The sequence below is a fragment of the Methylorubrum pseudosasae genome (genome assembly GCF_029504475.1).
In the GTDB taxonomy this organism is placed as follows: Bacteria; Pseudomonadota; Alphaproteobacteria; order Rhizobiales; family Beijerinckiaceae; genus Methylobacterium; species Methylobacterium extorquens.
On sequence record NZ_JAQGDU010000002.1, the window covers coordinates 349,928 to 373,062 of the forward strand.

Here is a 23,135-nt window from a genome sequence, read left to right on the forward strand (position 1 = left end):
TCGGCTCGTGGCGACCCTTGGCGGAGAGCGCCGCACCCCATGGCGGAGCGACCGGGCGCGGCGCTAGCGTTCATGGAAGGCGCGTCCCATCGCGTCGAAGAAGGGTGCGAACAGATATTCCAGGGCCGTGCGCTCCCCGGCCGAGACCACCACCTCGGCTGGCAAGCCCGCGAGAAGGCGATGTCGGACCTCGGCGGGAAGCTGGTGTTCGTCGATCTCCACGGTGCCGGCGAAATAGGCCTGCTTCGACCCCTCGTCGACCAGACGGTCCCGCGACACCACCGTGAGCGTTCCGAAGACGGCGGGCGTCCGGCGGGCCTGAAAGGTCGGAAACTTGATCTCCGCCCGCATGCCGGCATGGACGGCTTCGAGGTCGTTGGGCGAGAATTGCACGTTGACCACGAGCCTGTCCGCCGTCGGGACGATCTCCATCAGCGGCTCGCCCGAGCGGACGACCTGCCCGATCGCGAAAACCTTGAGACCCTGGATGACGCCGTCGTGGGAGGCGCGGATCTCGTGCCGCCGGAACACGTCCTGCGCGACGACGAGCTTTTCCCGAAGTTCGCCGATCCTCTGCCGCGTCTCGAGAAGCTGGCCGGTGACCGCCTCCTGAAGCTTCTGCTTCAACTGGGTGACCTGCAGCCCGGCCTCGCTGATGGCGTTCTCGGCTTTTGCTCTCTCCGCGACGGAGCGCCCGATCACACCCTCCAGTCGCGTGCGCTCCCGCTCCATCACGAGGAGGCGCGACAGCGGGATCAGATTCCGCTCGTGCAGGCTGCGCAGGCCCTCCAGTTCCTGTCGGATGAAGCCGACCTGCTGCTCGACCGAGGACTTCTCGACGGCAAGGCCGGAGATCTCCGTCCTCAGCTGGGTGACTTTGGCCTCGATGAGGGCGAGCTGGCCCTTCAGCGTCGTCCTCCGTTCGGCCAACTGACCCGCCTGATCGCCGATCATGCGTGCGAGGGCGGGCTCGTTGCGCCGCGCGGCGATGTCGGCGGGCAGCTGCAGGTCGTCAGACTGCGCCTGCTCCGCCCGCAGCCGCGCCTCCAGGACGAGAGCGGCGTCGAGCTGGTTTCGGAACAGGTCCGCACTCGCCTGGGACTGTACGGGATCGATCCGCAGGAGGACGTCGCCGGAGCGAACCGTCTGCCCGTCCTTCACCAACACCGCTTGGACCATGCCGCCCTCGAAGTGCTGGACGACCTTGCGGCTGGTTTCCGCGACGATGACGCCGGTGCTGATGACGGCGCGATCCAGGCGGACGGTGGCCGCCCAGGCCCCGGCTACGCCGAAGGCCGCGGCGATGAGCGCATAGCCGGCGATCGCGTAGCGCTGCCACGCGATCAGCGGGACGGCGCTGTCCTCGGTGCCCGTTCCGCCGCGGCCCAGCGGCGACGAGGAAGCGGCGGACGACGTGATCGGGATCGGGGCAGGAGGCATTGTCATGGCTCAGCCCGCGCTACGTTGGATTTCGGACAGCCTCTCGTTCTCGGGCATCGCGCGACCGCCGGTCGCGACCAGCGCCGGAACCGGGCGCGGCCCGGAAACCTGGGTGAGGATCTGATCGGCCGGGCCCGAAGCGCGGAGCGTTCCGCCCTCCAGCATCAGGATCTGATCGGCTCCCGCCAGCAGGCTCACCTTGTGGGTGACGATCACAACCGTCGTCCCCCGCTCTCGAAGGTCGGCCACCGCCCGCATCAGCGCGGCCTCGCCGGCTTGGTCGAGGCTGGCATTCGGCTCGTCGAGGACGACCAAGCTCGGGTCCCCGTACATCGCCCGCGCCAGGGCGATGCGCTGACGCTGGCCGCCCGAGAGGCCGTGCCCGCCCGATCCGATCCGGGTGTTGTAGCCGTCCGGCAGAGCCTGGATCAGGTCGTGGCAGCCCGCGCGTTGCGCCACCGCAACGATGGCGGCGTCGTCCTGGGTGTCGAAGCGCGCGATGTTCTGCGCCACCGTGCCGTCGAACAATTCAACGTCCTGCGGCAGGTATCCCAGATGCCGGCCGAGCGCCTGCGGGTCCCAGTGCCGGAGGTCGGCTCCGTCGATCCGCACCGCGCCGGAGGTGATGGGCCAGACGCCGGTGATCGCGCGGACCAGGGTCGATTTCCCGGCCGCACTCGGACCGATGATTCCGACGACGCTGCCGGGCTCCAGCCGCACGCTCACATCGTGGAGAATGGCCGTCGGCGAGCCCGGCGCCGCCACGACCAAATTCTCGGTCTCGATCAGACCGCGCGGACGCGGCAGCATCACGCGCTGCGGTTCGAGGCCGATGCGCCCCACGATGTCCGCCAGCCGGGCATAGCTGCGCCGGGCCGCCGTGAAGCTCTTCCAATGCCCGACGACCGCCTCGATGGGCGCCAGCGTTCGGCCCATGATGATGGAGGCCGCGATCATTGAGCCGGCCGAGATCTCGCCATGGATGGCGAGGTAGGCGCCGACACCGAGGACCATCGTCTGCAGGAACATGCGCGTGAACTTCGTCGCCGCAGTGATGAGGCCGGCGCGATCGCTCGCCCGGGCCTGCAGCCGAATCGCCTCGTCGTGACGCCGATGCCACCGGGACCGCAAGGCGCCGAGCATGCCCATGGCGCGCAGAACCTCGCCCCCTCGCATGGTCGCGCGGGCCTGCTCGCCCGCTTCTCGGGCGGCTTGGCTCGCCACGTCGAGGGGCCGCCGGGTCGTGAGATCGGTCAGGAGCGTGAGTCCCAGGAGCGTGCCGCCCCCAAGCAACGCCATCCAGCCGAACCATGGATGGAGGATGAAGCAGGCCAGCAAGAACAGCGAGGCCCAGGGCAGGTCGCAGAGCGCCAGGATTGCGCCGCCCGTGAGGAACTCACGCAGGACATCGACATCGCGAAGGACCGTTTCGTGCCCGGCGCGCGGCTTGAGCAATGCGGCCCTGTGAACGATCTCGAAGACCGGTCCGGCAACCTTCCGATCGAAGATCATCCCGCCCCGCACCAACAGGCGCGAACGAAGCATTTCGAGGACGGCATAGACGGCAAGCGCGAAGGCGGCGATGCCCGTGATGCCGAGGAGCGTCGCCTCGTTCCGGCTCGAGAGGACGCGATCGTAGACCTGCAGCATATACAGGGGACCGGCGAACAGAAGCAGGTTCGTGAAGAAGGCGAAGACGAACACCGTCACCAGAACGGGGCGGATCGCCCGCAGCCCATCCTTCAAGACGGACTCGGCCACACGATCGCTCATGGCACCTCCCGGCGCGCCGGTTCACGTGGCCCGGATCGCGCGGCCAACCCGTCCGCCTGCGAATGCCGGCCACAGAGCGCCATCCCTCGGAACAGGAAGGGGCGCTTCGAGGCCGTCGGCCGGGATTCATTCCCGGAAAAATGTGACTCGTGCCGCCGCATCGCGTCCGCTTCCCCGGCTCGCATCATCGCGTGCCGGCTTATGAATCTTAGCGCAGGCTTATTGTATTCCAAGGAGCGCCGCCGAGACCGTCGAAAATCGGACGCAATGCCAACTGGACATTGGCTGTCTGAGCGCCATATGGAAATCACTGTACCATTCGGCGCTCTCGCAATTGAGCGCTGGCGGGAGCCGCACATTTGTATGTCCATCAGCAACGTCTCGGCTCTGAGGAGGTGCAGGAATTGCGCCGCGAAGGTGGCCGCTTCCTGAAGGACCTTCGCGAGAAGCAGGGTCTCTCACAGAGACAGTTGGCTGCGCTGGTCGGTGCCGAGTACTACACCTTCATCTCACAGCTTGAGACGGGACGCGGCCGTGTGCCCCCGGACCGGTACCGGCTCTGGGCCGACGCCCTGGGAGTGGATGCGAAAGACTTCGTGAAGAGCCTGATGCGCTTCTACGATCCGCTGACGTTCGAGATCCTCTTCGGCGACTGACCCGTCGTCGATACAGGCTCAACTCTTGCCGTGAAACGCGCGGAAAGCTGGCTGTCTGCGCCTATTCCGCCGCGAGGCTGAGCGTCTCCGCTTCGACAAGGACGGCGCCACAGGCTGTCATCAGGTCGCGCAGCATCGCCAGAGCGGTTTGCACTTCCGCCGGCGTCGACAAGCCCTCGCGGAAATGCGTGCCACCACCGGCCAACGTCACTGCGATGTCGAACCGTCCGTCAGGGCGTTCGAGGATCCGATACGACGCGCGGCGAGGCATGGGCACGAGGGAGAGCGATGGCTGGAAGCGTGAAGACCAGCCCTGTCATGCGTCGCCCGTTCGTGCAGTTCAAGCTATGGACTTCGCTGTATCCAGCCGCTCCAAACGAGGCGTGGACAGCCGCAATGTGAGACACGGCCGAAATCCGCACTGATCGCGGACGTCGTCATCCGGTGCTCGAAGCAGATTTGTGCCAATCGGAGCAAGATGAAGTTCAGGCCGGCACCTTGGTGGAAGACATGCTCAGCTGCTCCATCAAGTAGGAGCGAGCACGGCTTACCCGGCTCTTCACCGTGCCGGTCTGGCAGCCCATGACCTCCGCGGCTGCTTCGTAAGTCAGGCCCTGCGCACCGACGAGAAGCAGCGCTTCGCGTTGGGGGGCCGGTAGCCGCGCGATGTAGGACAGGACGACCTGAAGGTCCGAGCCATGCTCCTGTGCCGCCAGCGCAACCAGTTGGCCCGCCATGACACCGTCCACGTCCTCCACCTCACGCCTGTGCTTGCGTCGCTCGGTGTAAAAGTGATTGCGGAGGATGGTGAACAGCCACGCTTTCAGATTCGTGCCTGGCACGAACCGATCCTGATTGGCCCACGCTTTCAGCACGGCCTCCTGCACGAGATCATCGGCCCGTGCAGCACTTCCAGCGAGCGACTGCGCGAACACCTGCAGCGCCGGGAGTGCTGCCGTGAGCCCCGCGCGAAAGGCTGCGTCGCGCTCACTCGCCAGGGGCGCGAGAGCACTCTCCAGAACCCGCGTGAGATCAAGCAAATGCTGCGGTGCACCTGAAACGACGATTTCGAGATAAGTCGCCTGCAACTGAGCTCCGATGTGCTTCTGCACCGCGAAGGGCAGCCTGGCAGCTCCCGCTTTCCCTTCCGGATCCGAGCAAACCGGACCGAGTCCGCTTGCAATCAGCATGTCGATCAACCCACGTTCCTTCTCGGAGCGAGCGGCAGAGAGATGCCTGAGCCAGCTCCTTCCGCCGTACAGTGAACATCTAACTCGCAAACCTCGGGGATCGATCCATTCCGTCGGCGCGTTCGGGGTTGCGCTCGGAGTAGCGTTGAGAGCTTGCACGGTCGAAGTGATGACATGCCCGGTGACGTATCGAGTCGTTGACTGTCCGGATGGTCGGTTCGCGGTCGTCGTCGTGGCTGCATCGGGTGCTGCGTACTGGCGCAACGGATTGCTCACGCTCGCGGAGGCAGAGGCTTGCGTCGAGGATCTCCGCGCCATCCTGGCACACTGCGGCGCGGCGCTCGCGTGCTACGACAATACGCAAGACATTCAAACGGAGCGCTGGCCGCGCTCGCTGAGGTAGATGGCCTGCGCTGGGGCTGCGATTTCCTCGCGAGTGCGCTGAGTGGCCTGCTGCCGCCGTGGACAGCCGCACGGCAGCAGGAAGAGCCCATTCTTCACATGGAGCTGAAGCGGATTGAGGTGGCGTAAGGTGTCCTTCGGCCGAAGTAGGCCTCGCAGCTCTCCGACGCCGGGCCAGGTTTCAGCCGGTTGCTTCCCCTGCCGCGATGGAGAAACTTGGCGGAGAACTTTGGCCCGAACCGTGCCTCACCTCAGATCACCGCATGTTCGATTGGAACGACCTCACCTTCTTCCTGGAGTTGGCCCGGCACGGCCGGCTGATGCCGGCCGCGCGTCGGCTCAAGGTCGATAACACGACGGTCAGTCGTCGCATTGCGGAGTTGGAGCGGGGGCTCGACACGAAACTGTTCCAGCGCTGCTCCGACGGCTTCCTGCTGACCGAGGCCGGCCACAAGCTCTTCGTGATCGCGGAGGCGATCGAACAGAAGATGCTGTCCGTGCCGGACGAACTCGGCCTCTCCGATGGAGCCGAGCCCGCAGGACGCGTGCGTGTTGCCAGCATGGAAGGCATCGCCGCCTTCTACCTGTCGGCCAAGTTCGCCGAGTTCGCCGCCGCCATGCCCGGCATCGTGGTCGAACTCGTCACCGAGCGGCACCTCATCAACCTGACCAAGCGCGAGGCCGACATCTCGGTGTCCTTCGTGCCGCCCCAGGGCCCGCGCCTCAAGGTGCGGCGGGTCGGCGAGTTCCGCTTGGCCCTGTTCGGGGCGGAACGCTACTTCGCCACGCATGGCCGCCCGACGACGCGCGCCGACCTTCAGGACCACGATTTCGTGGACTACGTCGATGATCTCGTGGCGATCGAGCCGGTGCATTGGCTGCTCGAAGTCCTGAAACCGACGAACGTGGTCTTCCGCTCCACCAGCATGGCGGCCCAGCAGACCGCCGTCGCCGCAGGGGCGGGGCTCGGCCTGCTGCCGCTTTTTTCAGCAAAAACCAACCCGGCGCTTATCCCCGTCCTGGCGGACGATGTGGTGGTGCAGCGCGAACTCTATCTCGGTGTTCACGAGGACATCGAGCATGCCGGCCGGATGCGCGCCGTGACCCGCTTCCTGGCCGACCTGTTCTCAAAGGAGGCAGCGTACTTGAACCGGTTTTAGGCAGGTCACGGCAAGAATGCAGCGGGCGTTGCGGATTTTCCACCTTCGCGACGCGGACGGCCTCTGTTGCAAATGCGGCATCCCGTTCCAGGAGCCGTGTCGATGTCCGTCCAATACCCGAAGTTCAAGGCGGCCGCCTGCCATGTCGCCTCGGTCTTCCTCGACAGCACCGCCTCCGCCGAGAAGGCCGTTGCGCTGATCGGAGAGGCTGCCCGCGCGGGCGCCGACCTCGTGGTCTTTCCGGAGGGTTACATGCCGGGCTTCCCGCTCTGGGCGGCTCTGCGGGCTCCGATCCACAACCACGATCTGTTCAAGCGCCTCGCGGCCCAGTCCGTGCGTTGGGACGGCCCGGAGATCGGCGCGGTCCGCGCCGCCGCCCGGCGCCACGGCGTGCTCGTCTCGCTCGGGTTCAGCGAGAGCACCGAAGCCAGCGTCGGCTGCCTGTGGAACGCGAACGTGCTGATCGGGCGCGACGGGGCGATCCTCAACCACCATCGCAAGCTCGTGCCGACCTTCTACGAAAAGCTCATCTGGGCGAACGGCGACGCCCGGGGCCTGCGCGTGACGCGCACCGAGATCGGCCGCGTCGGCATGCTGATCTGCGGTGAGAACACCAATCCGCTGGCCCGGTACACGCTGATGGCGCAGGGCGAGCAGGTCCATATCTCGACTTACCCGCCGGCCTGGCCGACCCGCCCGCCGGGAGAGAGCGCCGCCTACGACCTGAAACGGGCCATCGAGATTCGCGCCGGGGCGCATGCCTTCGAGGCCAAGGTGTTCAACATCGTCTGCTCCGCCGTCCTCGACGCGGCCGCCAGGGCCACCCTCTGCGACGGGGACGCCGCCCTCGCCGAACTCGTCGAGCGAACCCCCGCGGGCGTGTCCATGGTCCTCGACCCCACCGGCTCCCACGTCGTGGAGCCGCACCAGGGAGACGAAACGATCGTCTACGCCGACATCGACGTCGAGGCCTGCGTCGAGCCCAAGCAGTTCCACGACGTCGTCGGCTACTACAACCGCTTCGACATCTTCCGCCTCCATGTCGACCGCACGCCGCGCGAGCCGATCAACTTCGACGCGGCCGTCCGGCCGTCGGGAGTCGCCGCCGACGGCGTCGATGGGCTCGAGGCCGTCGATCCGGATGGCGCTCGGACACAGCCCGGCCTCGGTGAGCCGGCGTCGGTCCCGCCGCTTCGCCGCGCAGGCCACTGAGAGGTTTGGGCGCGGCCGGGCCTCAAGGCGACGCCGCGCCGGCTCGGAGGCTTCGGCCTCCCGGAAGTGTTCGCAAGATCCCGCACGCATGGACGGAGGTGCAGCATGCTTTCACCCGATAGAGTGGCCCCTCGCGAGGAGGCCGAGGCGATCGCACGACTGTCGCGAACGCGATCGCGCGTGGCGATCGTGCTGAGCCTCGTGATGATCACGATGTATTTCGGGTTCATGACGATGTTAGCCTTCGCCAAGACTGCGATGGGCACGATCCTGATGCCCGGTTTGTCGCTCTGCATCCTGCTCGGTGCGGGAGTGATCGTCGGATCGTTTGTCCTTTGTCTGGTCTACGTCGTCTGGGCGAACCGGTTCTACGACCCGGCCGTGCGCCGCATCATGAGCTGAGGAGCGAACCATGCAGGCCGCCAACAATCCCCTCGCCGTCACGTTCTTCTTCATTTTCATGGCGCTGACGCTCGGCATCACCTACTGGGCCGCCCGGCGCACGCGCACCACGGAGCAGTTCTTCGCCGCCGGAGGACAGATCACGGCCTGGCAGAACGGCTGGGCCCTCGCGGGCGACTTCCTCAGCGCGGCCGCGCTGCTGGGCATTGCCGGCATCATCACGTCGCATGGCTTCGACGGCTTGATCTACTCCATCGGCTTCCTGGTCGGCTGGCCGATCATCTCGTTCCTGATCGTCGAACCGCTGCGCAACCTGGGCAAGTTCACCTTCGCCGACGTCGTCGCCTACCGCTTGCGGCAGCGCCCGGTGCGGATGGCCGCCGCCATCGGCACCCTGACCGTGATCCTGCTCTACCTGATTGCCCAGATGGTCGCGACGGGCTCGCTGATCAAACTTCTGTTCGGCCTGCCCTACACCGCCTCGGTCATCGTGGTTGGCACCGCCATGCTCATCTACGTCATCTTCGGCGGCATGCTGGCGACCACCTGGGTTCAGGTGATCAAGGCGGTGCTCCTTTCGCTGGGCGGCCTCGTTCTGGCGCTCCTCGTGCTCGCCCATTTCGAGATGAACCCGCTGCGCCTGTTCTCGGCGGCCGCCGACAAGTACGGCGAACGCGTGCTCCAGCCGGGCTCCAAGGTCGCGGGAAGCGGGTGGGACGCGATCTCGCTCGGCGTCGGGCTGATGTTCGGCACGGCCGCGCTGCCGCACATCCTGATGCGCGCCTTCACGGTGCCGGATGTGAAGGAGGCCCGGATGTCGATCCTCTACGCCACCGGTATCATCGGCTCGTTCCACCTCCTCGTCTTCGTGATCGGCTTCGGGGCGATGGTTCTCGTCGGGCCCGAGGCTGTCACAAAGGCGGGCGGCGGCGGCAACATGGCGGCACCGTTGCTCGCCCTCACGGTCGGCGGTAACGGGTTCTTCGGCTTCATTTGCGCCGTCGCCTTCGCGACCATGCTGGCGGTCGTCGCGGGCCTGACGCTCTCCGGTGTTGCCACGGTCTGCCACGATCTCTGGGTCAACGTCGTCCGCAATGGCCATGCCCCGGAGCGCGAGCAGCTCACCGTTGCCCGGATCGCGACGGTCGCCATCGCGGTCCTAGCGGTAGTGCTCGGGATCGTCTTCGAGGGCCAGAACGTCGCCTTCATGGCAGGGCTGGCTTTTGCCGTCGCCGCGGCCGCCAACTTCCCGGCCCTGCTGCTGTCCATCACGTGGAAGCGGTTCACGACGGCGGGCGCGGTCGCCAGCATCCTGGTCGGCACGTTCGCCTCGCTGCTGCTGATCAGCCTCTCCCCCACGATCCAGGTCGATGTGCTGGGGCGGAGCCTCGCGGAGGTCTCGCAGGCTTGGTGGTTCGTCCCGATGAAGAACCCGGCCCTCATCAGCATGCCGCTGTCCTTCCTGGTGGCGATTGGCGTCTCGCTCGTGACCAAGGAGGATGCGGCCGACAGCGCCTTCCAGGAGATGCGCCGGAGGATCATGTTCGGTGCGTCGCGGACGGCCTACGCCGGCCGCTGAACCCTCGGCCCGGGACTACCCATGGACGGGGCGTCGAAGGACGCCCCGTCCATGGGCGTTCGGGTGTCGGCCGCTCAAGGCTGCACGCCGAGCCGGGCGGCGACGCGCCGGGCGGTGGCCGTGCGGCGTTCCGTGATCGCCGCCACCGCGGCGCGGGCCTGTTCGAGGATGGCCGGCGGCGCCCTCTCCGGGGTGCCGCTGTCGAAGGGCGGCTCGGGCGCGTAGGCCATGTAGAGCTGGATCGCCTTCGCGGCGTCCTCGCCGCGCAGCTCCGCGGCCAACCGCAGGGCGCCGTCGATCCCGGCCGTGACGCCCGCCGCAAACACCCATGTGCCGTCGACGACCACCCGCTGGTCGACGGGGATCGCGCCGAAGTAGGGCAGCAGATCGAACGAGGCCCAGTGGGTCGTGGCGCGGCGGCCTCTCAGGAGGCCCGCGGCCCCGCAGAGCAGGGCGCCGGTGCAGACCGAGAAGACGCTCCGCGCGCCGCCCGCCTGGCGGCGGAGCCAGGCGAGGACGGCCTCGTCCTCCATCAGATCCTCCTGGCCGAAACCGCCGGGGACGTGCAGCACGTCGAGTTGCGGCGCGTCCTCGATCGCCGCGTCCGGCGTCAGCTTCAGGCCGCGAACGTCCCGGACCGTCTCGGCCGTCTTGCCGTAGACGCGGTAGGTCGCGTTCGGGATGCGCGACAAGACCTCGAACGGGCCGGTGAGATCGATCTGGTCAACGCCTTCGAACAAGAGGGAGCCGATTTCCAGGTGAGTGTCGGGCGGGATCATGTCTGCCTCCGGTGGACAGCCGAAGGGTACTCGGGCAGGTTCTGGCGCGGATGCCAAAGAACCCTCGTTTCCCGCCAAAACCGGTGCGGTCCGTGGAGGTGCTCGCCTTTCCGGGCGTGCAGGTGCTCGACGTCACCGGTCCACTTCAGGTCTTCGCCTCCGCCAACGAGCATGCCGCCCGCGACGCAGAGGGGCCGCCCTACCGGCTCCGGGTGGTCGCGAAAAGCGGCGGCACCGTCGCGTCCTCCGCCGGCCTCGCGCTCGCGGCGGAGCCGCTGACGCCGATGCCGGAGGCGGTCGATACCCTGATCGTGGCCGGCGGGCCCGGCGTCGATGCGGCGGCCGGCGATCCCGAACTGATCGAATGGCTGCGTCGGCGTACCGCGCAGGCGCGACGGGTCGCCTCCGTCTGCACCGGCGCCTTCATCCTGGCGGCTTCGGGCATCCTTGATGGCCGGCGGGCCGTGACCCATTGGTCGTACTGCGACGCCTTCGCCCGGCGTTTCCCCGCCGTGCACGTGGAGGCCGATCCGATCTTCGTGCGCGACGGCCCCGTCTGGACCTCCGCAGGCGTGACGGCCGGGATCGACCTTGCGCTGGCGCTCGTCGAGGCGGATCTCGGCCGTGAGACGGCGCTGGCCGTGGCACGCTACCTCGTCGTCTTCCTCAAGCGTCCGGGCGGTCAGGCGCAATTCAGCGCGGCCTTGTCGCTGCAGACGGAGGGGGACCGCTTCGACGCGCTGCATCGCTGGATGCGGGTGAATCTCGGCGCAGACCTGTCGCTCTCGGCCTTGGCTGCGGCGGCGGGGATGAGTGAGCGCAGCTTCAGCCGGCATTACCTCAAGGAGACCGGGCTTACGCCGGCCAGAGCCGTCGAACGGTTGAGGGTCGAGGCCGCCCGCCAGATGCTGGCGGAGACCCATCGGCCGATCAAGCGGATCGCGCACCACTGTGGCTTTGCGTCCGAGGAGACGATGCGCCGAAGCTTCCTGCGTCTGCTCGCGAGCTTGCCGCAGGACTATCGCTCCCGCTTTGGCATCGATCCGCAGATCAAGGCCTTCGCGTGAGCCGCGCCGGACGTTCTCTCAGCCGAGCCCGAGCCTCGTAGCGGACGGGCGCCCCTGGCGCCCAGCGGTTCCTTGGAGTTGGCGGAGCAAGGTCAGGAATGGATCAAGCGTTCGCACTCTTCTTGATCGGCCGCGCACTCCTCGTTTCCGCACAGTCGATCGACGCTTAAATTCCGAAGCGGCCTCGGATCCGAGCGCATTGCCCTATCGAGATGGGCTCAGAGGCATGCAATTTCGGCTACTTATGCCTGATCGGCGCGTCTCCGTGGATCAGCCGGTTCGGATGTGCGCCGATCTTTGCACGAAGCTTGCAGGTTGCTGAGGCGCCAATCAGGAACCTGGGGTGCGCCGCGGAATGGATGGAAGCCTCAAGGGCGCGTCGAGCACACACTGGCGTACGCAGGAGATGTTCCTCGTCCAGGAGGTCATGAACCTGATCGGCAAGGGCCTGCGCCTGGATCAGGTCGCGCGGGAGATGCTGCATCTCCTGTCCGAGATCGTGGGACTGAATCGGGGACGGATCGTCCTGAAAGACCCCGACGGCAAGGGACACCGCATTGCCTACGCCTATGGGCTCACCCGCGAGGAGGTCGCTCGGGGCTGCTACGCGCCGGGCGAGGGCATCACCGGACGCGTCATCCAGGACGGTCACCTCATCATCGTGCAGGACATCGACAAGGACCCGACCTTCCTCGGGCGGGCGGTGGCGCGGGCGCAGCTTCCCCGCGGCGCCGTGTCGTTCCTGGCACTGCCGATCCGCGTTGATCACCGGACGGTCGGCGCCATTGCCTGCCACCGCATCCGCCACCGGGAGCGGGCGCTCTCGGACGATCTCACCATCCTGCGCATCATCGCCACGATGGTCAGCCAGTTGCTGACCCTGAACGAGCGGGTGGAGCAGAAGACGCGGGCGCTCGAGGAGCACAACGACATGCTGGCGCGCGAGCTGCGCATCAAGCGCGCCCGCTACGGCATCATCGGAACCTCGCCCGCGCTGCTGCGCGCCCTCGCTCAGGTGGAGAAGGTCGCGAGCGCGACCGCGAGCGTGCTGCTGCTCGGCGAGTCCGGAACCGGCAAGGAACTCTTCGCCCGGGCGCTCCATCTCGCGAGCCCGCGGCGCGACCGGCCCTTCATCAAGGTCAATTGCGCGGCGATCCCCGACAGCCTGTTCGAATCCGAGCTGTTCGGGCACGAGCGCGGCGCCTTCACCGGGGCCGTCGATGCGCGGGCCGGCTGGTTCGAGCAGGCGAGCGGCGGCACGATCTTCCTCGACGAGATCGGCGAGATGCCGGCGGTCCTCCAGACCAAGCTGCTGCGCACCCTTCAGGAGGGAACGGTCGTGCGCCTCGGCGGCAAGCGCGAGATCCGGGTCGATATGCGCCTCGTCGCCGCGACGAACCGGGATCTCGCCACCGAGGTCGCCCATGGCCGCTTCCGAGAGGACTTGTTCTACCGCCTCAACGTCGTGCCGATCACCCTGCCGCCGCTGGCGGAGCGGCGCAGCGACATCCCCGATCTGGTGCTGCACTTCCTCACCCAGGCGAACCAGAACAACCAGCGCAACGTCAACCTGACCCAGGGCGCGGTCACGCATCTCGCCCGCCAGTCCTGGCCGGGCAACATCCGCCAGCTCGCCAACTTCATCGAGCGGCTCGTGCTGCTGGCGAGCGAAGGTGTCTTGGACGTCGAGGACGTGCGACCGATGCTCGAAGGCGCCGTCGTCACGGCGCCCCCGTTGCTCGCTCCCGCCTCGGCCCCGTTCTTCTCGCCCGAACGGGAAGCGGCGTTGCGCGCGATGGGCACCGTGCGCCCCTACCTGCCGGCCGACTCGCACGGCCACGAACAGTTGCGCATGGCCCTGGCCCAGGCCGGGGGCAACAAAACGCGGGCGGCCCAGCGGCTCGGGCTCACCGAACGCCAATTCTCCTATCGCTGGCGCAAGCTCCAGCCGGCCCCCTGACCCGGCTCCGCCAATCCCGACAATGTCGACAAAGTGTCGACATTCATCGACGTTTCATCTGGAATCGATGTTCGCAAATATTCGCTAAAACACTGAAAAATATCAGAAATATGAAATAGTCGCACGGGCGGCCGATTTGGCACCCGCTTTGCGCAAGTCCCTCCGAGCCGGCCCCGACGAAGACGGAGGCAGGGCACGAACAGGAGTTACCGATGAGCGCGAGCGCCGCCCCCACCACCGTCACCACCTACTTGCGTCCGATCGACCGGGACGGCCTGATGCAGTTCGCCGAGAAAGGCCGCTGCAATCCCGGCTCGCGTGGCACCAACAAGGTGCACACCGTCGTCGACGGGCAGTACCGCACCCTCAGCTATGTCGGCGACCACCAGCCGGTCGTAGTGGACGAGCCCCTGCACCTGTTCGGCGAGAACACGGCGCCGGCGCCGGGGTGAGGTCGTGCTCTCGGCCCTCGGCGGCTGCCTCGCGGTCGGCATCACCGCCGTCGCGACTTGGAAACAGGTGCGCCTCTCACGCCTCGAACTGCATCTCGAGGGCGACATCGGCAACCCCGCCGCCTGGGGCGCGGGCGGCGCCGAGAAGCGGCCGGAAGACATGGGATTCCAGGAAATCCGCGTGGCCGTGACCATCGAGGGCGATGCGAGCCGCCAGGAACTCGACGAGATCGTGCGCCACGCGAATGTCTACTCGCCGGTGGCCAACTCCATGCGGAACCCGATCGCCTTCAAGATCGGCTTGGCTGGCTGACTCGCTCAGGCGGGATCGAACGGTCCCGCCGCCTTCCCCGATCCTTGAGGAGACTGCACGATGTCGAGCGCCCTCGCTCTGCGGTTGGCGGATAATTCCGTCGGGCCGGTGCCGCCTGCTACGCCGAACCGCCCCGATTGGACCGACGAGGCCGTCCTCGCCGGAACGAAGGCCATCGCCGATGGTCCCTTGAGCGCGGCGGCGGCGGAGATCGACCGCGGCGCCTACCCGCTCGAGATCCTGGGCCGGCTCGGCGGCGCGGGCGCACTGGCCGTGCATCTCGACCGGCACGGGGGGCGCTTCGGCCTCTCGGTGGCGGCCATGCAGGCGGCGAGCCGGGCCTGCGGCGCCACCGGCTTTCTGATGTGGTGCCACGACGTGTGCGGCCTGTACCTGGAGCAGTCGGGCAACCCGGCCCTGACCGGCGCGGTGCTCGACGATCACGCCGCGGGCCGCAGCTTCGGAGGCACGGCGCTCTCCAACCCGATGAAGGCCTTCGCCGGGATCGAGCCGATCCTGCTGCGCGCCCGTCGCGTCCCCGGCGGCTACCGGGTCAGCGGCATGCTGCCCTGGGTCAGCCATATCGGGCCGGGCCAGTATTGCGGCGCCATCGCGGGTGTCGTCGGCGCCAACGACACGATCAGCCACGAGATCATGTTCGTGCTGGCTTGCGACCGCGCCGAGCTGCGGCCCTGCCCGCACTTCTCCGGCATGGAGGGCACCAGCACCTGGGGGGTTCGGCTCGACGATCTCTTCGTCGGGCATGACGACCTCATCGCCGATCCGGCGCGCCCCTTCATCGGACGCATCCGCAGCGCCTTCATCCTGCTTCAATGCGGCATGGGCCTCGGCGTCGCCGAGGGGAGCCTCGATGCCATGCGGGCGGTCGAGGAGGCGTTGGGCCACGTCAATCAGTTCCTCGACGATCGACCCGACGCCATCGCGGCCGAACTCGCCGAGCTGCGCGCCCGCGTGATGCGGCTCGCCGAGACGCCCTATGACGGTGCCACCGACTACCTGATCGACGTTCTCGACGCCCGCGCCCAGGTCTCCGAACTCGCCTTGCGCGCCTCGCAATCGGCGCTGCTGCACCAGGGCGCCCGGGGCTACTTGATGTCGGCCGCGCCCCAGCGCCGGATCCGTGAGGCGCATTTCGTCGCCATCGTCACCCCCGCGATCAAGCATCTGCGCTGGGAGATGGCCCGGCTGTCGCGGGAGACGCTGCCCACCGTGACCGAAGGAGGCGGGGCATGAGCCTTCCTGAGCCCACCGACGGCCTCGGCCCCTGGCAGCTTTTCCTCTGCCGGGCCTGCGGCCTGATCTACGACGAGGGCGAGGGCGACCCCGATAGTGGCCTGCCGCCCGGCACCCGCTTCGCCGACATTCCCGATGACTGGGCCTGCCCGATCTGCGGCGTCACCAAGTCGGATTTCGAGCCCTATCAGCGGCGTGCGCCTGTCGCGCCCGTACCGGCCCCGACGGTGCCGCAGCGCCGGCCCGGCGTGGTGATCGTCGGCGGCGGAATGGGGGGATGGAGCGTCGCCGAGGCGATCCGGGCCGAGGATGCGGCGGTGCCGATCACCCTAGTAAGCGCGTGCGACGGCAGCCTCTACCACAAGCCGGAACTCTCGGTGGCCCTCGGGCGCGGCCTGACACCCGACGCGCTCCGCCGTGAGACGGGCGCCGCGGCGGCGGCACGCTTGTCTCTGCGCCTGATGGCCGACACGGTCGCGGTCGGCCTCTCGCCCGAGCGCCACGCCTTACGCACGACGCGCGGCACACTTCCCTACACCCATCTCGTCCTCGCCCACGGGGCGCGGCCGGCGCTGCCGGCCTGCCTCGACCCCGCCCTGTGCTGGCGGGTCAACGACCTTGCCGCGTGGTCGTCGCTCCATGCCGAGCTCGCCCGCGGCCCCCGCACGGTCGCGGTGATCGGTGCCGGCATGGTCGGCTGCGAACTGGCCGAGGATCTGGCCCGCGCCGGACATGCCGTCACGCTTCTCGGGGCCAAGGCGCTGCCGCTGCCCGAACTCCTGCCGGAGCAGGCCGGACGGCGCCTGCTGGCGGGCCTCGAAGGCGTGGGTGTCCGCTACCGGGGCGCGAGCCTCGTGAGCGGCCTGAGCCGCCGGCCGGACGGCACCGTCGCGCTTGCCCTCTCGGACGGGACGAGCCTCGCCGCCGCGACCGTGATCGCTGCGACCGGCCTCGCCACGCCCTCGCGCCTCGTCCGGGGAGCGGGCCTCGCCTTCGACCGCGGCATCGTCGTCGATCCGGCGACCCTGCGCACGAGCGGGCCTGACATCTTCGCGCTGGGCGACTGCATCAGCATCGCGGGGCGGCCCTGCCGCTTCATCGAGCCCATCGCCCGCCAAGCCGCGGTCATCGCGCACGCGATCCTCGGCCGGGCTTATCCGGGCTACGCGCACGCCGCTCCGGTCATCCGCTTGAAGACCCGCTCGGCCCCGATCGCACTGCACGGCACCCCCGTCGCCGACCGCCCCTGGCACGTCGTCGAAGAGAGCGAGCACCGCCTCGCGATGGAGCAGAGACAGGGCGGCGAAGTCACCGCCTGGCTCGCGGCCTGAGCCTGCCGACAATGTCGACAAAGGATCGACATTGTCGAAGGCGCAAGAACCGACCGAGCCGTCCCCACAGGCGGCAAGTCGCTGACCCAAAAGCAGGAATAAAAAATTCCAGCGGTTGGCGCGACTGTTGCTGAGAAATTCTTACTTGCCCTGCCGGAGACCGCGATGGCCCCGTTCGACAATCCCTTCGATGCCAAACGCCGCTTCGCACGCGGCGGCTGCTCCTGCGGTTCGCACGCGTCCCAGGCCGCGCATGAGGCGGCCCTGCCGAGCGGGGACGCCGCGATCGAGCGGGCCGTCGAGGCGACGATGATGCGGGCCCTGTTTCCGCATCAGGCGGAGCGCCGCGCCTTCCTGCGCAGCGTCGGCCTCGCGACGGCGGCGGCGGCCGTCAGCCAGTTCCTGCCGACGAAATTCGTGGCCGAGGCCTTCGCCGAAGCGGGCAAGCCGGAGAAGACCGACCTCAAGATCGGCTTCATCCCGATCACCTGCGCCACGCCGATCATCATGGCCAAGCCGATGGGCTTCTATGAAAAGCAGGGCCTCAACGTCGATGTCGTGAAGACCGCCGGCTGGGCGGTCGTGCGCGACAAGACCCTGAACAAGGAATACGACGCCGCCCACATGCTGGCGCCGATGCCGCTCGCCATCACGATGGGGCTCGGATCGAATCCCGTTCCGTTCGCCGTGCCGGCGATCGAGAACGTCAACGGGCAGGCAATCTGCCTCGCGAATAAGCACAAAGACAATCGCGACCCGAAGAATTGGAAAGGCTTCAAGCTCGCGATCCCGTTCGATTACTCGAACCACAACTACTTGTTGCGCTACTACCTCGCCGAGCACGGCATCGATCCCGACACCGACGTGCAACTGCGCTCGGTGCCGCCGCCCGAGATGGTCGCGAACCTACGTGCCGACAACATCGACGGCTTCCTCGCGCCCGACAACGTCGTCCAGCGCGCGGTCTATGACGGCGTCGGCTTCATCCACATCCTGTCGAAGGAGATCTGGGACGGGCATCCCTGCTGCTCCTTCTCCGTGGCGCAGGACACGATCCGCGACATGCCGAACGCGACGGCCGCGATGCTGCGCGCCATCCTCCAGGCGACCGCCTACGCCTCGAAGGCGGAGAACCGCAAGGAGATCGCCGCCGCCATCGCGCCCGCGAACTACCTCAACCAGCCGCTCACCGTGGTGGAGCAGGTCCTCACCGGCACCTATGCCGACGGGCTCGGCAGCGTGAAGAAGGACCCGAAGAGGGTCGCCTTCGACCCGTTCCCCTACGAGAGCTTCGCGATCTGGACGCTGACCCAGATGAAGCGCTGGGGCCAGATCAAGGGCGATGTCGACTACGCGGCGGTCGCAAAACAGGTCTACCGCGCCACCGACGCCGCCAAGCTGATGCAGCAGGACGGACTGACCCCGCCGGAGGCCACCACCAAGACCTTCGTGGTGATGGGCAAGACCTTCGATCCGGCCAAGCCCGAGGAATACCTCGACTCTTTCAAGATCAAGCGTGCGAGCTAGAGCCATGCAACGCACGCTCTCGCTACGCGCCGGCGTCCTCTCCCTCGCGCTTCTCGCGCTGATCCTGCTCGGCTGGCAGATCGCGGTCAGCGGCACCGCCCGCACCGAGGCCATGGACCCGGAATACGCCGCCCTGATGGGGCAGGCGGCCACTACGGGCAAGTCGGCCATGCCCGGCCCGCTGGATGTCGGGGCGACGATCTGGAAGCACCTGAAGGACCCGTTCTACGACCGCGGGCCCAACGACAAGGGCATCGGGATCCAGCTCGCCTACTCGATCGGCCGCGTGGCGCTCGGCTACGGCCTCGCGGTGCTGGTGGCGATCCCGGTCGGCTTCCTCATCGGCATGTCGCCGCTGATGAGCCGGGCGCTCGACCCGTACATCCAGATCCTGAAACCCGTCTCACCTCTCGCCTGGATGCCGCTCGCCCTCTACACGATCAAGGATTCGAGCCTGTCCGCGATCTTCGTGATCTTCATCTGCTCGATCTGGCCGATGCTGATCAACACGGTCTTCGGTGTCGCGGGCACGCGCAAGGAATGGCTCAACGTCGCCAGAACCCTGGAGGTGAGCCCGGTTCGGCGCGCCTTCACGGTGATCCTGCCGGCGGCGGCCCCGACGATCCTCACCGGCATGCGCATCTCGATCGGCATCGCCTGGCTCGTCATCGTGGCCGCCGAGATGCTCGTGGGGGGCACCGGCATCGGCTACTTCGTCTGGAACGAGTGGAACAACCTCTCGATCACCAACGTGATCACCTCGATTCTGGTGATCGGCCTCGTCGGCATGGTCCTCGACCAGCTCCTGGCGCGTGCGCAGCGCCTCGTCACCTTCCCGGAGTGAAGCGACCCATGAGCACGCTCCTTCCGTTCGCGCGGCGCGCCCGCCGCTCCGCTTCCCAAACGGCTGATGCCGGGACCAGCCGCATGTCGACGTCTGATAAATTCATCTCCATCGAGGGGATCGCCCGGCGCTACCCGGCGCCGGGCGGCAAGGCCACGACGATCTTCGAGAACCTGTGGCTGCCGATGCGCCGCGGCGAGTTCGTGTGCATGATCGGCCATTCCGGCTGCGGCAAGACCACGGTGCTCAACATCCTCGCCGGGCTCGATGCGCCGAGCGAGGGCGTCGTCATCGTTGACGGGCAGGCCATTACCGGCACGAGTCTCGACCGCGCCGTGATCTTCCAGGGCCACGCCCTGCTGCCCTGGCGCAGCGTGCTCGGCAACGTCGCCTACGCGGTGTCCTCGCGCTGGCGGAAGGCGAAGCGCGCCGAGATCGAGGCGCGCGCCCGCAAGGCGATTGCCACGGTCGGTCTGGCCGGCTCCGAGCACAAGCGTCCGTCGGAATTGTCGGGCGGCATGAAGCAGCGCGTCGGCATCGCCCGGGCGCTGGCGATCGAACCGAAGATCCTGCTGATGGACGAGCCGTTCTCGGCGCTCGACGCGCTCACTCGCGGCACGCTGCAGGATGAGGTGCGCCGGATCTGCGTCGAGACCGGGCAGACGGTCTTCATGATCACCCACGACGTCGACGAGGCGATCTATCTCGCCGACCGGATCGTGCTGATGACGAACGGGCCGGAGGCGAAGGTCGCCGAGATCGTCGAGAACCCGCTGCCCAAGAACCGCGACCGCACCCAGCTTCACCACGCGCCGGGCTACTACGCCTTGCGCAACCACCTGATCGATTTCCTCGTGACCCGCTCCCGCACCCTGCGGGACGCCATGCCCGAGGGCTACGACCCCCGCCATCCGCCGGTGGTGCGCCCCTCGCTCAGCGAGGCGGACGCCGCCGCAATCGCCGCCGAGCCGCCGGCCCGGCGAGCCTGATCTCGGCGCCGACCCCTCGCGGGTCGGCTCCCCGGCATCCGCGAGCCCGCTTCCCGGAGCGAGCCGCTCCACCGGGTCGTCTGGATGCGACGCCTGCGCGCCAGGTCCTGGCGCACAATCGACGGCCGGTTCCGGCGCTGGATCGCGAAGGGGCTGTTCGAGGCTCTGATGTGGGTTCTGGCCCGCCGCCAGTGGTGGCACTGTGGATGTCGGTCCGATCCACGGCAGGCGCTCAGGTCCGCTGTTGAAGTTTGAGGCGAACCGGATGTGAAACCGTGGTTCGGAAGCGCTGAGGCACACGGCCGGATGCTGTGGTCATTCGCCTGGACCGAAATTCACATTGGGATCGGAGCGCATTGAGACGGCTCGCTGAAAGTATATTAGAACCACCTAAACAAGGTGGATCTAACGTTATGGACTGCGAGCCCGTGGATGCCGTTACGCCGACCGATCTGCTGCGCCTCCAGGACAAGGCGGCCGACGCTGCGCGCCTGTTGCGGCTCCTTGCCAACGAGAAGCGCCTGCTCATCCTGTGCCTGCTGCTCGCCCGCGGTGAGATGGACGTGAGGAGCCTCAGCGAGGCGGTCGAGCTCAGCCAATCGGCCCTGTCGCAGCACCTCGCCAAGTTGCGTGAGGACGGGCTGGTCGCGTTTCGGCGCGAGAGCCAAACCCTGTACTACCGACTGGAGGATCCCAGGGTCGCCCGGCTGCTCGCGACCTTGAAGGACATCTTCTGCCCGGAGATCGGCTGAGCGTGCCGGGCACCGCACCCCTCCGCTCGCAGCGCCGCCGATGACGCATACGGACTCATGGCGCACCCGCGGGTCGCCGGAGCCGTGCGGGTTGGACGCGAACAGTATCAGGCTGCCGCTATCTCGGGCGCTGCTTCAGCCGGCCCTGGAGCCAGCACCCGCATGGCGTTGAGGATGACCCCGACGTCGATGGCTTCCTGCAGCAGCGCGCCCTGAAGCGGCGTCAGGTAGCCGAAGGCTGCGGCGACCATCCCGGCGAGCGACAAGCCGAGGCCGACCCAAACGCTCTGAAGGGCGATGAACTTGGCCCGGCGGGCAATGCGGATCGCGCCCGGAAGCGGGGCGAGGCTATCGACGAGCAGGACCACGTCGGCCGCTTCGGCCGCCGCGGCCGCGCCCCGCACGCCGAGCGCCACACCGAGATCCGCCGCGGCCAGCGCGGGGGCGTCGTTCACGCCGTCCCCGACCATCATCACAGGACCGCGCGCCCGCTCGGCCGCCACCACGGCGGTCTTGTCCGCCGGATCGAGGTCGGCGGCGATGGCATCGACGGGCGCTCCCGCGACGAGCGCCTCCGCAATCGCGCGTCGGTCGCCCGTCGCGAGAACGATGCGCCGGATGCCGCAGGCCCGCAGGGCCGTCAGCGTGACGGCGCCGTCCGCCCGCAGCGGGTCCGTCAGGTGCAGCCTGCCCGCCGGGCGGCCATCGACGGCGACGAGCACCGTCGCCGCCGCACCGCTCGCCGCGACCGGCTGCTCCTCGGTCGGGAAGGTCAGCCCCATCCTGCGCATCAGGCGCGGCCCCCCGACCGTGACCGAGGCGCCCCCGACCGAGCCCGTTACGCCTTCCCCCGGCACCTCCTCCGCTCGTTCCGGCTGCGCGAGGTCGAGCCGCCGACTCAGAGCTTCGTCGACAAGAGCCCGCGCCGTCGGGTGGGCGGAGACTTGATCGAGGGAGGCGGCGAGCCGAAGCACCTCTGCCTCGCCGAACGGCGGGAAGGCCTCGATGGCCGAGAGATGGGCCGTGCCATGGGTCAGCGTACCGGTCTTGTCGATCACGAGGACGCTGACCTCGGCCAGCGTTTCCAGGGCGCCCCCGCCCTTGATCAGCACCCCGCTCCCGGCCGCCCGCGACAGGCCGGAGACGAGGGCGACCGGAACCGCGAGGATGAGCGGACACGGCGTCGCGACCACGAGGACGGCGAGGGCGCGCAGCGGATCTTGCGTGACGGCCCAGGCGCCGCCGGCGAGGGCAAGGGTGACGGCGAGGAAGGCGAGGCCGTAGCGATCGGCCAAGCGCACCATCGGCGCCTTCTGTTCGCGCGCGGCCTCGACCAGGCGAACGATACCCGCATAGGTGCTCTCCGCTGCCCGGCGCTCGGCCACCAGCGAGAAGGGTGTCCCGACATTGACGGAGCCGCTGAGCACAGCGCCTCCCGCTTCGTGGATGACGGGCAGCGCCTCGCCGGTGAGGCTCGCTTGGTCGAGCACGGCGCGCCTGGCCACGACGCGCCCATCGACAGGGACGACGTCGCCGACCCGAACCAGCACGCGGTCGCCCGGGACGACCGCGTCGATGGGCACCTCGTGCACGCCTGCGCTGTCCTCGCGGTGCGCGGTGCGCGGCTGCCGTGACAGCAGTGCGGTCATCTCCCGGGCCGCACGTCCCGCCGCGAAGGCTTCGAGCGCCTGACCGCCCGCGTACATCAGGGCGATGACGACGCCGGCAAGCGGCTGCCCGAGAGCGATGGCGCCGCTCATCGAGAGGAGCGCGACGAGGTCGAGGCCGACATCGCCCTTCAAGAGGCTCGTGACGACTTCACGGACAAGACTGGCGAGCACGACCAGGGTCGGGACGGTCCAGGCCCAAAAGGCAAAGTCCGGCGCGCCGAGCGCTTGTGCGGCCAACCCGGCGCAGAGCCCCGCGAGCGGAAGCGCCGCCTGCCATCGGTGCAGCGCTTGCCGCCACCAGCCGCCATCCGCAGCCGCTTGGCCTCTCGCGGTCGTCGATCCTGGGCGGGTCGCGTCGATGGGCGCTGGAACAGGCATGCCAC

Annotated in this window: 19 protein-coding genes and 1 pseudogene; 14 read left to right on the forward strand and 6 right to left on the reverse strand. The window is 68.2% G+C overall.

What is annotated here, in order from left to right:
• Positions 1 to 63: 63 nt before the first annotated feature.
• Positions 64 to 1,440, reverse strand: a complete 1,377-nt coding sequence (locus tag M2437_RS02455) for an HlyD family type I secretion periplasmic adaptor subunit (protein WP_253389267.1) — start codon at positions 1,438 to 1,440, stop codon at positions 64 to 66.
• Between the two features lie 9 nt (positions 1,441 to 1,449).
• A complete protein-coding gene (locus tag M2437_RS02460; RefSeq protein ID WP_253389268.1) occupies positions 1,450 to 3,213 on the reverse strand; it encodes a type I secretion system permease/ATPase in 1,764 nt (587 codons plus the stop codon).
• A gap of 359 nt (positions 3,214 to 3,572) precedes the next feature.
• On the opposite strand from M2437_RS02460, the gene M2437_RS02465 reads away from it, so the two are divergent.
• Positions 3,573 to 3,869, forward strand: a complete 297-nt coding sequence (locus M2437_RS02465; protein ID WP_012252820.1) for a helix-turn-helix domain-containing protein — start codon at positions 3,573 to 3,575, stop codon at positions 3,867 to 3,869.
• A 61-nt stretch (positions 3,870 to 3,930) separates the two neighbouring features.
• Here the strand turns inward: M2437_RS02465 and M2437_RS02470 are convergent, their stop codons facing one another.
• Positions 3,931 to 4,140 (reverse strand): hypothetical protein, encoded by a 210-nt coding sequence (locus tag M2437_RS02470; protein ID WP_015950104.1) that lies wholly within the window; start codon positions 4,138 to 4,140, stop codon positions 3,931 to 3,933.
• Between the two features lie 214 nt (positions 4,141 to 4,354).
• Positions 4,355 to 5,059, reverse strand: a complete 705-nt coding sequence (locus tag M2437_RS02475; protein ID WP_182569945.1) for a sigma-70 family RNA polymerase sigma factor — start codon at positions 5,057 to 5,059, stop codon at positions 4,355 to 4,357.
• Between the two features lie 665 nt (positions 5,060 to 5,724).
• Here M2437_RS02475 and M2437_RS02480 point away from each other — a divergent pair.
• The 4 genes from M2437_RS02480 (at position 5,725) to M2437_RS02495 (ending at position 9,814) form a co-directional block, all read left to right on the forward strand.
• Positions 5,725 to 6,621 (forward strand): LysR family transcriptional regulator, encoded by an 897-nt coding sequence (locus tag M2437_RS02480; RefSeq protein WP_253389269.1) that lies wholly within the window; start codon positions 5,725 to 5,727, stop codon positions 6,619 to 6,621.
• A gap of 102 nt (positions 6,622 to 6,723) precedes the next feature.
• Positions 6,724 to 7,833, forward strand: coding sequence for a carbon-nitrogen hydrolase family protein (locus M2437_RS02485; protein WP_253389270.1), 1,110 nt, complete (start codon positions 6,724 to 6,726; stop codon positions 7,831 to 7,833).
• A gap of 105 nt (positions 7,834 to 7,938) precedes the next feature.
• Positions 7,939 to 8,235, forward strand: a complete 297-nt coding sequence (locus tag M2437_RS02490; RefSeq protein WP_277570198.1) for a DUF485 domain-containing protein — start codon at positions 7,939 to 7,941, stop codon at positions 8,233 to 8,235.
• Positions 8,236 to 8,245: 10 nt separating this feature from the next.
• Positions 8,246 to 9,814, forward strand: coding sequence for a solute symporter family protein (locus M2437_RS02495; protein WP_253389272.1), 1,569 nt, complete (start codon positions 8,246 to 8,248; stop codon positions 9,812 to 9,814).
• 74 nt (positions 9,815 to 9,888) lie between these two features.
• Here the strand turns inward: M2437_RS02495 and M2437_RS02500 are convergent, their stop codons facing one another.
• Positions 9,889 to 10,593, reverse strand: a complete 705-nt coding sequence (locus tag M2437_RS02500) for a DJ-1/PfpI family protein (RefSeq protein WP_015821797.1) — start codon at positions 10,591 to 10,593, stop codon at positions 9,889 to 9,891.
• A 50-nt stretch (positions 10,594 to 10,643) separates the two neighbouring features.
• Between M2437_RS02500 and M2437_RS02505 the strand changes: the two genes are divergently transcribed.
• From M2437_RS02505 to M2437_RS02545, 9 genes and pseudogenes are all read left to right on the forward strand, one after another.
• Complete coding sequence (locus tag M2437_RS02505) at positions 10,644 to 11,660, forward strand: GlxA family transcriptional regulator (RefSeq protein ID WP_253389273.1); 1,017 nt, start codon at positions 10,644 to 10,646, stop codon at positions 11,658 to 11,660.
• Between the two features lie 355 nt (positions 11,661 to 12,015).
• A complete protein-coding gene (locus tag M2437_RS02510) occupies positions 12,016 to 13,620 on the forward strand; it encodes a sigma-54 interaction domain-containing protein (protein ID WP_253389274.1) in 1,605 nt (534 codons plus the stop codon).
• Positions 13,621 to 13,832: 212 nt separating this feature from the next.
• A pseudogene (locus M2437_RS02515) lies at positions 13,833 to 14,385 on the forward strand (OsmC family protein).
• 60 nt (positions 14,386 to 14,445) lie between these two features.
• On the forward strand, positions 14,446 to 15,639 hold the full coding sequence (locus M2437_RS02520; protein WP_253389276.1) for an acyl-CoA dehydrogenase family protein: 1,194 nt from the start codon (positions 14,446 to 14,448) through the stop codon (positions 15,637 to 15,639).
• A complete protein-coding gene (locus M2437_RS02525) occupies positions 15,636 to 16,970 on the forward strand; it encodes an FAD-dependent oxidoreductase (RefSeq protein WP_253389277.1) in 1,335 nt (444 codons plus the stop codon). Before M2437_RS02520 ends, M2437_RS02525 begins: the two co-directional genes overlap by 4 nt.
• Positions 16,971 to 17,135: 165 nt before the next feature.
• A complete protein-coding gene (locus M2437_RS02530; RefSeq protein ID WP_076640609.1) occupies positions 17,136 to 18,497 on the forward strand; it encodes a CmpA/NrtA family ABC transporter substrate-binding protein in 1,362 nt (453 codons plus the stop codon).
• 4 nt (positions 18,498 to 18,501) lie between these two features.
• A complete protein-coding gene (gene ntrB, locus M2437_RS02535; protein WP_003599381.1) occupies positions 18,502 to 19,341 on the forward strand; it encodes a nitrate ABC transporter permease in 840 nt (279 codons plus the stop codon).
• A gap of 8 nt (positions 19,342 to 19,349) precedes the next feature.
• Positions 19,350 to 20,330, forward strand: coding sequence for an ABC transporter ATP-binding protein (locus M2437_RS02540; protein WP_253389278.1), 981 nt, complete (start codon positions 19,350 to 19,352; stop codon positions 20,328 to 20,330).
• Positions 20,331 to 20,758: 428 nt separating this feature from the next.
• Positions 20,759 to 21,082, forward strand: coding sequence for an ArsR/SmtB family transcription factor (locus M2437_RS02545; RefSeq protein ID WP_253389684.1), 324 nt, complete (start codon positions 20,759 to 20,761; stop codon positions 21,080 to 21,082).
• Positions 21,083 to 21,189: 107 nt separating this feature from the next.
• Here M2437_RS02545 and M2437_RS02550 read toward each other — a convergent pair whose 3' ends face one another.
• Positions 21,190 to 23,130, reverse strand: a complete 1,941-nt coding sequence (locus M2437_RS02550) for a heavy metal translocating P-type ATPase (RefSeq protein WP_253389279.1) — start codon at positions 23,128 to 23,130, stop codon at positions 21,190 to 21,192.
• Positions 23,131 to 23,135: the final 5 nt, after the last annotated feature.